Raw genomic sequence first — 14,658 nt, 5'->3', positions numbered from 1 at the left:
TTTTATTTGGCGCCGCGCGCGGCTTCCAACGTGGCGAACCAAGGGGCGACAAAATCATCCGTCTGGCCCCAGCCGGGAATAATCTTAACCAGAGACGCCATATTCACCGGCCCCGGCTGGCTGACCACCAGCGCCTGGGGGATGGTGGCGGCGTGGAAATCATAGTGGTCCGGCGTCGGCTCACCGGCAATCTTATTGGCCACCAGCCGCAGGTTTATCTTGCCGATAAGCTTGGGATCCACCGCCACGCTGACTTTCCAGGGACTGTCCGACTCACGCATCAACTGGAGATCTTGATTGGATATATCGATGCTGTAGAGTTTTATTTCGGTACGGCCGTTTTCTTTCAGCGCCTTATAGGCACCCTGGCTAAACGCATCCCAGGTTCCCCAGATGGCGTCGATTTTACCTTTCGGGTATTTTGCCAGCACCGCCCCCAGCTTGTTGGCGGTATCCCCCTGCACATCGGACGACACGGCGCCAATGGATTCCAGTTCATGGATGCCCGGGTTGTCGTGGAGCAGCTTCTGATAGGCCGCCTGGCGGCGTTCCATGGGCGGGAAGCCCGCCACCCATAACTTGATAATATTGGCCTTACCGTTGAAATCCTTGATCAACTGTCCGACGGAGGCGTCGGTGAGGGACGCATCGTCCTGCTGGGTCACGGTAACGCCGGGCACGGTGCCGTTCACCGCCGTGTCGAATACCGATACCGCTATACCTTGTGCGGTGATGCGTTTAACCAAATCGGTGGAATAGGGATCGCGCCCCTGGGATAAGATGATACCGTCATATTTCTGGCTGATGGCCTGATTGACAAAATCCTGAAAACGGGCGTCGTCGCCATTGCTGAGAAAGGTGCTGATCTTGAATCCCAGCTTTTTGCCTTCTTCAATGACGCCGGAAACAAATTGAGTGGTGTTGTCATCGGATCCCAAATTGCGGATAACCGCGATGCGAATCGGACCCTTGTGGTGGGCGATGGCGGCGGGGATCGGCGCGGGCGCGGCGGCGGAAGCCGCCAGGCTAAAAGCCAGGCTCAACGCCGGCCACAGGGATAAACATGTTTTCATCAACGGCTCCGTCAGGTGGGCAATATTCACAATATGAGAATCGGGGAGAGGTTTTATGTCTGGATGTCTGTTTGCTCTGTACAGCATCATAGCCAGACGGTGGGGGAGAAGGAATATATTCACTTATGACATTTTAGGCGAACTTAAGTCATTTATGCACATAGAAAAAGGAGGTAGGAAATCCGGAAAGAGGATGGCATGGAATCGGAAGACGGGGAGCAAGGGACTGTCTGGATAACGCGGCCATGGTTTTACGCCATGGCCGTCGGGGTGTGGCGCGCTATTCCGCCGCCGTGGTGGAAAATTCGCACGGGCTTTTTTCGCTGAACATGGTCAAACACAATAGCAGTATCGCAAGAATACAGCCGCCTACCATGATAATGAAACCGCCGTCCCAGCCAAAGGAATCCACGGTATAGCCGATAATGGCGCTGGCGGCCATCGAACCGCCCAGATAACCGAACAGGCCGGTAAAACCGGCGGCGGTACCGGCGGCTTTTTTCGGCGCCAGTTCCAATGCATGCAGGCCAATCAGCATGACCGGGCCGTAAATCAGGAAACCGATCACCAGCATGCACAGCATGTCCACACCGGGGTTGCCTGGCGGATTCATCCAGTACACCACCGTGGCGAGGGTCACCAGTACCATGAAAAATACACCGGTGGCGCCGCGGTTTCTTTTAAAGACCTTATCGGACATCCAGCCGCACAGCAACGTACCGGGAATGCCGGCGTATTCATAGAGAAAATAGGTCCAGGACGACTTTTCCAGGGTGAAGTGTTTCACTTCTTTCAGATAGGTGGGGGACCAGTCGAGGATGCCGTAGCGCAGCAAGTAGATAAAGACGTTCGCCAGCGCGATATACCACAACAGCTTATTGGGCAAGACGTATTTCACCAGAATCTCCCGGGTGGTGAGCTCCCGCTCGGTGTTTTGACCCTGGTAGCCGTCGGGAAAATCATTTTTGTACTCTTCCACAGGCGGCAGCCCGCAGGATTGAGGGGTATCGCGCACCATCAGCCATGCCACCAGCGACATGGCCATGGCCGCCAGCGCCGGCAGATAAAGTTTGCTGTGCCAATCACCAATCCAGGCCATGCCCAGCATGGCCAATAATGGCGGGATGCCGCCGCCGACATTGTGGGCGCAGTTCCATACCGAGACAACCGGCCCCCGCTCCTTATGGGACCACCAATGCACCATCACCCTGCCGCAGGCGGGCCAGCCCATGCCCTGAAACCAGCCGCAAATGAACAGCAGAACATACATGATGGCGATACTGGAGGTCGCCCAGGGCACCAGGCCCATGAACAGCATCACCGCCCCGGCGAGAAACAGGCCGGTGGGTAAAAACAGGCGGGCATTGGATCGATCGGAAACCGATCCCATAACAAATTTGGAAATACCGTAAGCCAGGGAAACGCCGGACAGGGCCATGCCAAGATCCCCTTTGGAAAATCCTTGTTCCACCAAGTGGGGCATCGCCAGGGTAAAATTTTTACGCACCAGATAATATGCGGCATAGCCAAAAAAAATGCCGATAAACAATTGCCGGCGCAAACGGCGATAAAGAGGATCTATTATCTGATCCGATACCCTTGGCCGGTGGGCGGCGGGTTTGAACAAACTTAACATCTTATCTCCGGTATGGTCGTAGTATGGGCTACCCGCGGGTTCCAGTCGGCAGGAGTATGAACGTTGAAATAAGTCATGTCGCGGGAAGACCCCTCTTCTGTGATGTCAAAAGGGGGCTGAATTCAATATATGACAGGAATTTGCCCTAATCTGACAACAACTCTATAAAAGATAGGGAAATATAGCCTAAATAATTCAAGTTGCAGGAAGGCGGCAACGCAGCGACAAATCTGTTTGGAACAGATTTGAACAGCGCTTGCGCTGGCCCGCAGGGTGAACCTCAGGGATGAGGTTCATCAATCCCTAGGAGCTTACTGTAGTAAGTGACTAGGGTGAGCGAGTAAAGCCAACGCGCCTGCAGCTTGAAGTATGACGGCTATCGGCGTCGGTCAGCGCCGCTGGATATAGGTCACAGCCAGCGCGGCGGCCAGCACCGAACCTTTGATAATGTCCATGGCGTAATAGGGCACCGACAACATCACCAAACCGTTTTGCAAGACGCCCAGGATTACCGCGCCCACCAGCGTGCCCAACGCGTTGGGTTTGCCGGAACCGGCCAGGGAAAAGCCGATATAGGCTGCCGCCACCGCATCCATCAGATAACCGCCACCGGCGTTTACCTGTGAAGAACCGATGCGCGACGCCAGTAAAATGCCCCCCAGTCCCGCCAGCAGGGAAGAGAAGACATAGGCCAGCATACGGTAGCGAGCGGTGCGGATCCCCGCCAGTCTCGCCGCCTCGGGGTTGCCGCCGATGGCATACATCCGGCGGCCATGTTTAGTCAGGGACAGGTAAAGCTGCACCACCACCGTCACCGCCAGCATAATCACCACGATGGTCGGCACCTGACCCAAGGTGGCGAAAACGGCGGGGATATTGCCTTGTGCCATATCGCCGTCGGGCAATACCATATTTTGGGTAATGGAACCGCCAAAACTGTAGGTCATCGCCACCCCCTGCACCACGAATAACGACGCCAGGGTTGCCAGCATGTCCGGGATTTTCAACACAACGATCAGAAAGGCATTGAACAGGCCCACCAAAGTGCAAAGCAGCAGCGTTAACAGGATGGCCTGGACGGTGCCGAAGCCGTACCAGACAAAGAGTGAAATCACCAGCGCATTGGCCAGCGACGCGGTGGACCCCACCGACAGATCAAAGCCGCCCACCGCAAGGGAAAGGGAAACGCCGATTGCAATCACCGTAACGATGGCGATGGAGCGCAGGATATTAATAATGTTGTTCGCATCGAGGAAATTATCGGAGGCCAGGCCGAACAGGGCCACCAGCGCCACCACGGTAAGGGGCATGCCCCAGCGGTAGAGGAAATCAAACAGGCGGTGGCGCCAGGGCAGCACGGCGGTTTTAAGGTAAAGATCTTTACTCACGCGGGCGCTCCTCCGGTGGCATACAATAACAGCGTCTCCTCATCGGCGGTGTGGGCATCTACCTCCGCGACGATCCGCCCGTCCCACATGACACATATCCGATCGCACAGGCCCAACAGCTCGGAAAACTCCCCCGAGGCATAGATAATGCCTTTCCCTTGCAGCGCGAGGGTATTTATCAGTGCAAACAGGTCTTGTTTGGCTTTGATATCCACTCCTTTGGTGGGTTCGTCAAAAATGAATATCCTTGCCTGGCCCCGTAGCCATTTGCCTACCGCTACTTTTTGCTGGTTGCCGCCGGAAAGACGCGACAGTTTCTGCTGCAGTCCGGCGCTGCGCACACCGAGGCGTGACACCACCTGTTGCGCCCAATCTCGCGCCCTGCGCCGGTTAAACCAGCCCCAATGGGAAAACGTATCGTCGGCGCTGACGCACAGGTTCATCGGGATGGCTTCATCGATAAAAATGCCTTCTTTCCGGCGCTCCTCGGGCACCAGCGCCATCCCCAGTTTCACCTGTTCATAGGGCGCGCCGGGGCGCCACGGCTTTCCCGCCAGTATGCCCTTGCCGATGCGCGACGGGGCGGCGCCGAACAGGGCTTTGCAGAGTTCGCTTTTACCCGCGCCCGCCAGGCCCGCGATACCCAGGATCTCCCCCTGGTGCAAGGTGAGGGCGACATCTTTTAGCAAGGCGGCATCATGTAGTCCCGCCACCTGCAGCAGGATTTCCCGGCCAGCGGGCGGGCGGGGCGGCGGAAAGATGGCCGCCAGCGGATGACCCAGCATTTTCTCGATGATGTGGCCGCTGTTTAAACCCTTCATGGCCCCTTCGCTCACGCGCCTTCCTTCCCGCATCACCGTCAGCCGATCGCAGGTGGCAGCCAGCTCATGGATGCGGTGGGAAATGAATACCACGCCGATACCTTCGTCGCGCAACCGGCGCGTTACGTCAAACAAGCGCGCGGACTCTTCCCGGTCCAGCGGCGCGGTGGGTTCATCGAGAATCAAAAACCGGCAGTGATGGGACAACGCGCGCGCCAACAGGATTTGCTGTTTTTCCGCCAACGTACAGCGCTGGATATGCCGGCGGACGTCCAGCCGTACCCGCAACTGCGCCAGCAACGTTTCCGCCTGCCGATACAGCGCAGGCCAGCGCAGGATATGCCCCCTATCCGCCAGGTGATCCAGCATAATGTTTTCCCCCACGGTGAGGGTAGGCACCAGCGCCACGTCCACCTCCTGCTGTACCAAATGAATACCCAGCATTTTCGCCTGGCGGGGGGAGCGGATCGCCACCGGCTCGCCGTCAATCATGATGTCGCCCTGATAGTGTCCATAGGTGCCGGACAAAATGGCCATCAGGGTGGATTTGCCGGCGCCGTTGGCGCCCACCAATGCATGGATAGAACCGCCTTCCAGCGCGAAATCAACGTCTTTCAGCGCCTGAAAACCGGCAAACGAGATGGATATCCGGCGCATTTCAAGACGGGGGGGTAGTGTAGCCATTGGCGCAAGAGCTCTCTTTCAAACAGGATTCGCGGGGTAGTGGACATCGTGAATATTTCATCATGGCGCCGGCTTTAGCAATGACGTAAAAAGCATAAGCTAAGTGATAAAACAGCGACATCGCCGTCCTGGAAAAAAAACGTCGCCGATGATTCGGGGGAGGTTAAATTTTTCTGTAAAATATTCTGAAATAATCGGGAGCACATCCGGCGCCTAAGGTCAGCGACCAGCCGCGGCGGGAGCGTTTCCGCCGCGAATTGTCCGAAGCCGCATCCGGGGAAACCGCTGATGAGGAAGCAGCGGTTTTCCCGCTATGTTCACCGGGTTCATGCCGGTGTGCGGCGGACACCGCCGGGGATGCCACGGGAGAGAGGACGTCGGCGCGCAGGGAAGCCCACGTCGCCGGCAATTCATTCAGCAAATTGTTATTGATGCGAAGCGTGCATAATGAAGACGGCGGATTATTCGGTAAGCACTTTAGACGATTATTTTGCACGTTGAGGATGCGCAGTGAGTCGGGTAGGTGCTTTGTCAGCCGGTGTAATTGATTGTCGGCGGCGTTCAATTCCCGCAGTTCGGTAAGCTTCCACGCCGGTATTTTTTTTAGCCGGTTATGGCAGACATCGAGCTTTCGCAAGCGTGACGGCAAATCGTTGGGCAGTGATTCCAGATTATTGTCGTGGATGTCCAGTATTGTCAGGAGCGGAGGCAAATCGTTGGGCAGCGATTTCAGATTATTATCGTGGATATCCAGTGTTTCCAGAACATCAGGTAAATAGGGGGGAAGACTGGTGAGTTTAAGAGAGGCCAGGGATAAATGTTTATCGTCATTATCCCAGCACTCCTCCACCAAACTGACGGCTATTTGCCGTAATTCACCGCTGCCATGAGCCGCCTGTTTTTCCCAACTACGCCATGCGTCGGCTTTAGGGCTGTTGAGTAATCCCAAACGCTCGTTATTTTCCGCAGGTTCGGTGTAATAACAGGTCATGAGTCGTGCGATATTCATGGGCATGGGATCCTTAATCATTGTTTTCTATTTTTTGGAAATTAGGGATCTCTTCATCTTAATCGTTACCTGCATTATCAACATCGGTGGAATTATACAATAAGCTGACGGTATCTATTGAAATGAATCCATGCCAATAATTTGAAATGCTTAATAACAGAGAACCTGTCATGGCGTCAGCTACACAACAATACAATGAGGCCGGCATGATGTAAATTATCGAAGCGCTAAATTTTTTAAATAGCCAGTAAATGCTTGCGATGGACGGTAGATCAAAGCTATTTGCACAGGAAATAATTATATTTTTAATATTTTTGGCAAGATATATCCTCTTGATATTCCGCGCGAGGGTTAATGATATAAGTCAATGAAGAATAGTTTTCTATATTCTGGAAATAGCTCAATATAATTGAAAGCCTTTGATGTTGCTCTTGGAACATGATCACATCAATGAATGTGATCTTATTTGCCCCGGGATAATCCGGCAATCACCTGGAAAAGTGCGGGTGATTGCCGGAAGTGTTAGGTATGGCAAACGCCTATGGGTTCATGCGTTAATCAATCGGTACGCTTCTCCAGGATATGAAAAGTGACATCCATAACGTCGTTCCTGATGTGGGCGCGATGCGCATCCATGTGCGGCGCCTGTTGATGCTGTTCAAGATGACGTATGCTTTTCCACTGCTCCAGCATGAAGATGGAGTCAGGGGCGGTTTTGCGCCACGGCACTTGCGCTTTGTAGTCTGTCAGCAAAGTATATTCACCGCAGCCATCTTCGGCCAACACGTTGGGCCGCAGTGCCTGGATGGCAGCCAAAACCGCTTCTCTTCGTCCCGGTTTCACCTTGATTTCTGCAATTACCGTGATCATTACTTCCTCTGTCTTTGGATAAAAATGGGGGCGCCCACTAGTTAACCAAAGACGCGGCTTAGATGCTCGCGATATTTTATAATGTCTTGCTCGATTTGGGGTTGCTTTCCGACATGATTGCATATGAAGGCCGGCGGCACGGCAATTAACCCCTGTGACAGCCATAGGCCGGATAAGGTACTATCATTGGCTTGAAACCAACATACCCTAGGGTGTGACAATCTGCCCACGAACACACCGCGGTAAGAGGAAGAACAATCAATGAGTGATTTGGCTCATGACGGCGCGGAACGCCTGGCGCTGCATAAATTCACCGAAAATGCGTACCTTAACTATTCCATGTACGTCATCATGGACCGCGCCTTACCCTTTATCGGCGACGGGCTGAAGCCGGTACAGCGGCGCATTGTCTATGCAATGTCGGAGCTGGGGCTGAACGCCAACGCGAAATACAAAAAATCCGCCCGCACCGTCGGCGACGTATTGGGTAAATACCATCCCCACGGCGACAGCGCCTGCTACGAAGCCATGGTGCTGATGGCCCAGCCCTTTTCTTACCGCTATACGCTGGTGGACGGCCAGGGAAACTGGGGCGCGCCGGACGATCCAAAATCCTTTGCCGCCATGCGTTATACCGAGTCCCGTCTTTCCAAGTACGCGGAACTGCTGCTGAGCGAACTGGGGCAGGGGACGGTGGATTACGCCCCTAACTTCGACGGGACGCTGCAGGAGCCGAAAACGCTGCCGGCGCGGTTGCCCAACATCCTGTTGAACGGCACCACCGGCATTGCCGTCGGCATGGCCACCGATATTCCGCCTCACAACATCGCCGAGGTGGGCGGCGCCATCATCGCGCTGCTGAATAATCCCGACGCCACCCTGGAAGAACTGCTCAATCATGTGAAGGGCCCGGATTTCCCCACCGACGCGGAAATCATTACCCCCCGTGATGAAATCCTTAAGATCTACCAAAGCGGACGCGGATCGGTGCGCATGCGCGCTTTATGGCATATCGAGGATGGCGATGCGGTGATCACCGCGTTGCCACACCAGGTGTCTGGGGCGAAGGTACTGGAGCAAATCGCCGGGCAGATGCGGGCGAAAAAACTGCCGATGGTGGAAGACCTGCGGGATGAATCGGATCATGAAAATCCCACCCGCCTGGTGGTGGTGCCCCGTTCAAATCGAATCGATTTGGAACAGGTAATGAACCACCTGTTCGCCACCACCGATTTGGAACGCAGCTATCGTATCAACATGAATATGATAGGCCTGGATGCCCGTCCGGCAGTGAAGAACCTATTGGAAATCCTCACTGAATGGCTGGTTTACCGTCGCGATACGGTCCGCCGCCGCCTGAACTTCCGGCTGGAAAAAGTGCTGCGCCGCCTGCATATCCTTGAAGGGCTGCTGGTGGCCTATCTCAACCTTGATGAAGTCATTCACATCATCCGTACCGAGGATGAGCCAAAGCAGGTATTAATGCAGCGCTTCGCGCTGAGCGACACCCAGGGCGATGCCATACTGGAGTTGAAACTGCGTCATTTGGCCAAGCTGGAAGAGATGAAAATCCGCGGCGAACAGGCGGAATTGGAGAAAGAGCGTGAAAAACTCCAGGGTATTCTGGCTTCTGAACGCAAGCTCAGCAATCTGCTGAAAAAGGAAATCGAGGCTGATGTCGCCGCCTATGGCGACCCCCGCCGTTCGCCGCTGGTGGCGCGCGATGAGGCCAAGGCCCTGAGCGAGCATGAACTGATCCCCTCCGAGCCGGTGACTATTGTCCTGTCCACCATGGGGTGGGTGCGCAGCGCCAAAGGCCATGATATCGATCCGGGTTCGTTGAACTACAAGTCCGGCGACACGTTCCTCTCCGCCGTGCGGGGTATCAGCAACCAGCCGGTGGTCTTTATTGATTCAACCGGCCGCAGCTATGCGCTTGATCCTTCCACCATGCCGTCCGCCAGGGGACAGGGCGAGCCGTTAACCGGCAAACTCACCCTGCCGCCGGGCGCCACCGTGGATCGGATGCTCACCGCCGCCGGCGAGCAGAAGCTGCTGCTGGCATCGGATGCGGGCTATGGATTCCTGTGTACTTTCGAAGATCTGGTGGCCCGCAACCGGGCCGGCAAAACCATGCTGGCCCTGCCGGAAAATGCCAAAGTCATGGCGCCGCTGTGGGTTAACGATGACGCCGATTCCCTGCTGCTGGTGATAACCGAGGCCGGCCGGCTGCTGTTATTCCCGGTGGGAGATTTGCCGCAGCTCTCGAAAGGCAAAGGGAATAAAATCATTTCCATTGCGGCGGCGGATGCGGCGGCGGGAAAAGATCGCATGACCTGGCTTTTGTTGCTGTCAACCAAGGCGTCGGTGACCTTCTATGTGGGTAAACGCAAGCTCACCTTGCGTCCCGAGGATTTACAGAAATACCGGGCCGAACGCGGCCGTAAGGGCACTCTGTTGCCCCGCGGCCTGCAGCGTATCGATCGCATCGAGCTTGATGATCCGCTGGCTGCCTCGACCCTGCCGGCGGGGGACGCGCCGGAACGTTAAGAATGACATGCCCGTCCGTGACGCGGCCGGGCATGTCGCACTGCATATACCCTATGACGGGGATAAAAATAAAAACCGTGGGTCCGGCCTGGCCGGCCGGATCCGAGCCGGTAATAACCGTGTAATTTGTCATCAAGCCGGTATACTGGCGTTGGCTGGTGGTTAAGAGGTTAATATGTTAGCGATTATTCGCACTATTCTGGTGGTGTTGCTGTCTATTTGTATCTGCGTATTTGGGTTGATTTATTGTCTTTTCAGTCCGAGAAATCCTCGCCATGTCGCCACCTTCGGTCATATGTTTGGACGCCTGGCGCCGCTGTTGGGGCTGAAAGTCGAGATACGTTATCCCTCATCCAGGCTGACCCGGCAAAACTGCATTTATATTGCTAATCATCAAAATAATTATGATATGGTGACCGCCGCGAGCGCCGTGCAGCCGAGAACCGTCACGGTGGGGAAAAAAAGCCTGCTGTGGATCCCTTTATTCGGCCAGCTGTATTGGATTGCGGGTAACTTGTTGATAGACCGTGAAAACCGTTCCAAGGCACACGGCACGATCAACGAAGTTGTCCGCCAGATCAAAAAGAAAAACATCTCCATCTGGATGTTTCCGGAAGGGACCCGCAGCCGGGGCCGCGGGTTACTGCCGTTCAAGACCGGCGCTTTCCATGCCGCCATCGCCGCCGGGGTGCCGATTGTGCCGATTTGCGTGTCGAATACCTCCAACAAAATCAGTCTTAACCGTTGGTCGAACGGGCTGGTGATAATTGAAGTATTGCCGCCGGTGGATACCGCTGCTTATAGCCGCGATAAGGTACGGGTGCTGACGGAGGATTGCCGCAACATCATGGCGGCCAAACTGGCGGAACTGGATGCGGAAGTGGCGGAACGCGAAGCGCGGGCAAAATAGGCGGGTAAAAGTACGCTGTAAGGGATGGATTATCCCCATGGTCAATGACGACCGGGATAAATTTGCCAAGGGTAGTTGGGTTTTTGTGGAGTAGATATGTCACTCAGTCGACGTCAGTTCATTCAGGCTTCGGGCATCGCGCTTTGTTCCGGCGCCATACCGCTGAGGGCAGGGGCATCCGGACAACCGGCCGCCTTACCCGTGCCGCCGTTGCTGGAGTCACGTCGAGGCCAGCCGCTGTTTTTGACCCTGCAGCAGGCGCATTGGGAATTTATCCCGGGACGGAGGACCGCAACCTGGGGCATCAACGGCGGTTATCTTGGCCCCACGGTGCGAGTGTATAACGGCGACGACGTCAAACTTATCTATAACAACCGCCTCAACGAGCCGGTGGCCATGACCGTCAGCGGCTTGCAGGTACCCGGCTCGCTAATGGGCGGAGCGCCTCGCATGATGTCTCCCAATGTCGACTGGTCCCCGGTATTGCCTATTCGCCAACCGGCGGCGACCTGCTGGTATCATGCCAATACCCCTAACCGCATGGCGGCGCACGTTTATAACGGCCTGGCCGGCCTGTGGCTGGTGGAAGACGAGGTGAGCAAGGCGCTGCCGCTGCCCAATCATTACGGGGTGGATGATTTTCCGGTCATTATCCAGGATAAACGTCTGGATAATTTCGGCGCGCCGGTATATGACCCGCCGTCCAGCGGCGGTTTTCTCGGCGATACCTTATTGACCAACGGCGTGCAGAGCCCGTTTGTCGAAGTTTCCCGCGGCTGGGTGCGGCTGCGGTTGCTTAATGCCTCCAATGCCCGCAATTACCGACTGCAGCTCAGCGACGGCCGCTCAATGCAGGTGGTGTCCGGTGACCAGGGATTTTTACCGGCGCCGGTTGCGGTGACCCAATTGTTGTTGGTGCCGGGCGAACGCCGTGAAATCCTGATTGATATGTCCAAGGGGGAAGAAGTATCCCTTACCGTCGGCGCCTCGGCGGGACTGATGGACAGGGTGAGAGGGTTTTTCGAGCCTTCCACCATCCTGATATCCGCTGTGGTATTGACCTTAAAGCCAACCGGCTTGCTGCCGCTGGTGACGGATAATCTGCCCATGCGGTTATTGCCGGATCAGTTTGTCGACGGCAATATCAGCCGGACACGCGAGTTTCGCCTGGGGGGAAGCCTGCCGGGAATCAACGGCGCCCTGTGGGATATGAACCGCACGGATTTCCATGCGTTGCAGGGCAGTTTTGAACGTTGGATCATTTATGCCGATACGCCCCAACCCTTTCATATCCAGGGCGTGGCGTTTCTAATTAAACGCGTTAACGGTAATCCGCCGCTGCCGGAAGACCAGGGCTGGAAAGATACGGTCTGGGTGGAAACGGAAATAGAACTGATGGTGTGGTATCCCCAGATCTCCTCGGATCATTTTCCCTTTATGTATTATAACCAGATCCTGGAAATGGCTGATCGCGGCTGCGCCGGCCAATTTACAGTGCAAACTGCCTCATAAAAACAAACGCCGTGGCTGGGCATGCACAGACTACTCGGAGCCTATAAGGGTGGGACAGGGTGCGGGAAGAGTAATCCGTCCGCGCCAGGGATGGCGCGGATCGAGTCCCCAGGGAAGGGTTTACGGCGTGTTTACGATCTTGCATCCTGTCCCGACCTTGCTCCTTGGAAATTCAGCATGCTGTTAGGGTTTTACAAAGGTATCCGGGTTCGGCCCAAGGCGCTTGCCGCTATCCAACCGGTCGATGGCGTCCAGTTCGCTTTGTTCCAGCTTGAAATCAAACACCTCGGCGTTTTCTTTGATGCGCGAAGGCGTGACGGATTTCGGAATCACCACCCGATGGGAATCCAAATGCCAGCGGATGACGATTTGCGCCGGGGTCTTACCGTACTTTTCCGCCAGTTGGCGAATAATCGCCTGATCAAATACCCCTTTGCCGCCTTGGGCCAGCGGACTCCAGGCTTCGGTAATAATATTATGCGCGGCGTTGAATTTGCTCAGTTCGCGCTGTTGCAGCAGCGGATGGAGTTCTATTTGATTGATAACAGGTACCACACCGGTTTCATCAAACAGCCGTTGCAGGTGGGGAGCATGGAAGTTACACACCCCGATACTCTTGGCCAGCCCTTCCTCCTTTAGCTTCACCATATCCCGCCAGGCCCGGACATAGGTATCCTGCGACGGCACCGGCCAGTGCATCAAATAGAGATCCACATACTCTAGCTGTAATTTTTTCAGGCTCTCTTCCAAAGCTTTAGGCGCGACGGTTTGGTCCGCATTCCAAAGCTTAGTGGTGATAAACAGCTCTTCACGAGGCAGCGCCGCGGCTTTCAGCCCTTGGCCAACGCCCACTTCATTACGATAAATGGCCGCGGTATCAATGGAGCGGTAACCGAGTCTTAATGCTTCATGAACCGATGACGAGGCCTCTTCATTGCTGGCCTGCCAGACGCCTAATCCAAACTGCGGCATGGTCCGTCCATCATGAAAAGTGACGATAGGTTGCGTTGACATGGTATCTCCTTTATGTCCGGTTGCCGGCGGGTAAGGGGCCGGCAGGAAGGTAATCTGTATCCACTAGTCTAGTAGAAGCCGTGAGAGGGGGTAGAAGTCCCTGCTTTCTATTTGATTAACGTCCGATGTGATTAACATCTATTGTGGTTAACCCTGCGTCGTGATTCAATGCATATTCCTGCGTGCTATTTGCCTATTTATCCTAAAGGTTATAGAAAAATTGCTATAAATGGCAAAATAAGTGCTGGATCATTCAATAGAGAGAATTCGTACGATGACAGAGAACCACTCCATTTGTACCCGGTTATCGATACGCGCCATGGAATTACTGCAGCAAAAGAACCGGGTCGCCATACCCCATGTCAGGCTGCTGTTTGCCGATGCCTATTGTGCCAGGACGCCGGTGATGTACGAGCCGGGTATCGTCATTCTGTTCCAGGGGCGTAAAACCGGCTATCTCGGCAACAAGATTTTCGATTATAACGCCAGCAAGTATTTATTGCTGAGCGTGCCGCTGCCGTTTGAGTGCGAAACATTCGCCTCGGCTGAGGAACCCCTGGTGGGGTTGGCGATTGGGGTGGATACCCTGATGCTACAGGATTTGATTATCGATATGGGGGATGACGCGCAATTTCGGCCGGTAACCCACCGCTCCAGCGGCATCAATGCGGCGCCATTGACCGAGGAGTTATTCTGCGCGGCGGAGCGCCTGCTGGATATTATGGATAAGCCGATGGACGCCCGGGTGCTGGGTCCGAATATCGTGCGGGAAATTATCTATTACCTGTTGCAGGACATCTGCGGCGATGCGCTGTTTGCGCTGGCGAATCGGCAAACGCATTTTAATCAGATTGCCAAGATACTCAAAAAAATCGAAAGACAATTCGCCGATAACCTGACCATTGAACAGCTGGCCGCCGATGTCAACATGAGCCTGTCGGCGTTCCATCATAATTTCAAGGCGGTGACCAGCACCTCGCCGCTGCAGTATCTCAAAACCTATCGGCTGCATAAGGCGCGGGTACTGATGCTCCACGACGGTTTGAATGCCGGCACCGCCGCCATGCGGGTGGGGTATGAGAGCCCGTCTCAGTTCAGCCGGGAATTTAAACGCTACTTCGGCGTTTCGCCCCGGGACGACGTGGCGCGGATCCGGACTCCCGGTCCCAATCCCTCCCTGCAAATTTAATC

At 55.1% G+C, this 14,658-nt stretch carries 11 protein-coding genes; 4 read left to right on the top strand and 7 right to left on the bottom strand.

The genetic code is table 11. The features are described 5' to 3' along the window. Positions 1 to 2: 2 nt before the first annotated feature. The 6 genes from HB631_RS08785 to HB631_RS08760 form a co-directional block, all read right to left on the bottom strand. Positions 3 to 1,073 carry a sugar ABC transporter substrate-binding protein gene (locus tag HB631_RS08785; RefSeq protein WP_213990769.1) on the bottom strand — a complete coding sequence of 357 codons (1,071 nt, stop codon included), beginning with the start codon at positions 1,071 to 1,073 and terminating at the stop codon, positions 3 to 5. 280 nt (positions 1,074 to 1,353) lie between these two features. Beyond that, positions 1,354 to 2,709 (bottom strand): glycerol-3-phosphate transporter, encoded by a 1,356-nt coding sequence (glpT, locus tag HB631_RS08780; protein ID WP_213990768.1) that lies wholly within the window; start codon positions 2,707 to 2,709, stop codon positions 1,354 to 1,356. Positions 2,710 to 3,098: 389 nt separating this feature from the next. Beyond that, the gene (locus HB631_RS08775) at positions 3,099 to 4,097 is read right to left on the bottom strand and encodes an ABC transporter permease (protein ID WP_213990767.1); all 999 of its coding nucleotides are present in this window, start codon (positions 4,095 to 4,097) and stop codon (positions 3,099 to 3,101) included. Beyond that, positions 4,094 to 5,602, bottom strand: a complete 1,509-nt coding sequence (locus HB631_RS08770; RefSeq protein WP_213990766.1) for a sugar ABC transporter ATP-binding protein — start codon at positions 5,600 to 5,602, stop codon at positions 4,094 to 4,096. Before HB631_RS08770 ends, HB631_RS08775 begins: the two co-directional genes overlap by 4 nt. Positions 5,603 to 5,765: 163 nt before the next feature. Further along, the gene (locus HB631_RS08765) at positions 5,766 to 6,611 is read right to left on the bottom strand and encodes a hypothetical protein (protein ID WP_213990765.1); all 846 of its coding nucleotides are present in this window, start codon (positions 6,609 to 6,611) and stop codon (positions 5,766 to 5,768) included. A gap of 558 nt (positions 6,612 to 7,169) precedes the next feature. Then, positions 7,170 to 7,481, bottom strand: a complete 312-nt coding sequence (locus HB631_RS08760) for a putative quinol monooxygenase (RefSeq protein WP_132923461.1) — start codon at positions 7,479 to 7,481, stop codon at positions 7,170 to 7,172. Between the two features lie 261 nt (positions 7,482 to 7,742). On the opposite strand from HB631_RS08760, the gene parC reads away from it, so the two are divergent. From parC to ftsP, 3 genes are all read left to right on the top strand, one after another. Next, positions 7,743 to 10,031, top strand: coding sequence for a DNA topoisomerase IV subunit A (parC, locus tag HB631_RS08755; RefSeq protein WP_213990764.1), 2,289 nt, complete (start codon positions 7,743 to 7,745; stop codon positions 10,029 to 10,031). 175 nt (positions 10,032 to 10,206) lie between these two features. After that, entirely contained in the window at positions 10,207 to 10,941 is a 735-nt protein-coding gene (locus tag HB631_RS08750; protein ID WP_213990763.1) for a 1-acylglycerol-3-phosphate O-acyltransferase, read from the top strand. Positions 10,942 to 11,037: 96 nt separating this feature from the next. Beyond that, positions 11,038 to 12,453: a cell division protein FtsP gene (ftsP, locus tag HB631_RS08745; protein ID WP_213990762.1), complete on the top strand. Its 1,416-nt coding sequence runs from the start codon at positions 11,038 to 11,040 to the stop codon at positions 12,451 to 12,453. A gap of 183 nt (positions 12,454 to 12,636) precedes the next feature. Here ftsP and dkgA read toward each other — a convergent pair whose 3' ends face one another. Next, complete coding sequence (gene dkgA / locus HB631_RS08740) at positions 12,637 to 13,467, bottom strand: 2,5-didehydrogluconate reductase DkgA (RefSeq protein ID WP_213990761.1); 831 nt, start codon at positions 13,465 to 13,467, stop codon at positions 12,637 to 12,639. A gap of 319 nt (positions 13,468 to 13,786) precedes the next feature. Here dkgA and HB631_RS08735 point away from each other — a divergent pair, with 319 nt between their 5' ends. Beyond that, positions 13,787 to 14,656: an AraC family transcriptional regulator gene (locus tag HB631_RS08735; RefSeq protein ID WP_255556909.1), complete on the top strand. Its 870-nt coding sequence runs from the start codon at positions 13,787 to 13,789 to the stop codon at positions 14,654 to 14,656. The last annotated feature ends 2 nt before the right edge of the window (positions 14,657 to 14,658 follow it).

Source organism: Sodalis sp. dw_96 (assembly GCF_018449575.1).
Lineage (GTDB): Bacteria > Pseudomonadota > Gammaproteobacteria > Enterobacterales > Enterobacteriaceae > Acerihabitans.
The sequence above is the reverse complement of the archived record's forward strand: the minus strand, read 5'-3'. Positions and strand labels throughout refer to the sequence as shown.

What these genes read in the sequence shown, in the direction of transcription:
- HB631_RS08785 (WP_213990769.1), bottom strand. Translation starts at nt 1,073, where the DNA reads ATGAAAACATGTTTATCCCTGTGGCCGGCGTTGAGCCTGGCTTTTAGC.
- glpT (WP_213990768.1), bottom strand. Translation starts at nt 2,709, where the DNA reads ATGTTAAGTTTGTTCAAACCCGCCGCCCACCGGCCAAGGGTATCGGAT.
- HB631_RS08770 (WP_213990766.1), bottom strand. Translation starts at nt 5,602, where the DNA reads ATGGCTACACTACCCCCCCGTCTTGAAATGCGCCGGATATCCATCTCG.
- HB631_RS08765 (WP_213990765.1), bottom strand. Translation starts at nt 6,611, where the DNA reads ATGAATATCGCACGACTCATGACCTGTTATTACACCGAACCTGCGGAA.
- HB631_RS08760 (WP_132923461.1), bottom strand. Translation starts at nt 7,481, where the DNA reads ATGATCACGGTAATTGCAGAAATCAAGGTGAAACCGGGACGAAGAGAA.
- parC (WP_213990764.1), top strand. Translation starts at nt 7,743, where the DNA reads ATGAGTGATTTGGCTCATGACGGCGCGGAACGCCTGGCGCTGCATAAA.
- HB631_RS08750 (WP_213990763.1), top strand. Translation starts at nt 10,207, where the DNA reads ATGTTAGCGATTATTCGCACTATTCTGGTGGTGTTGCTGTCTATTTGT.
- ftsP (WP_213990762.1), top strand. Translation starts at nt 11,038, where the DNA reads ATGTCACTCAGTCGACGTCAGTTCATTCAGGCTTCGGGCATCGCGCTT.
- dkgA (WP_213990761.1), bottom strand. Translation starts at nt 13,467, where the DNA reads ATGTCAACGCAACCTATCGTCACTTTTCATGATGGACGGACCATGCCG.
- HB631_RS08735 (WP_255556909.1), top strand. Translation starts at nt 13,787, where the DNA reads ATGGAATTACTGCAGCAAAAGAACCGGGTCGCCATACCCCATGTCAGG.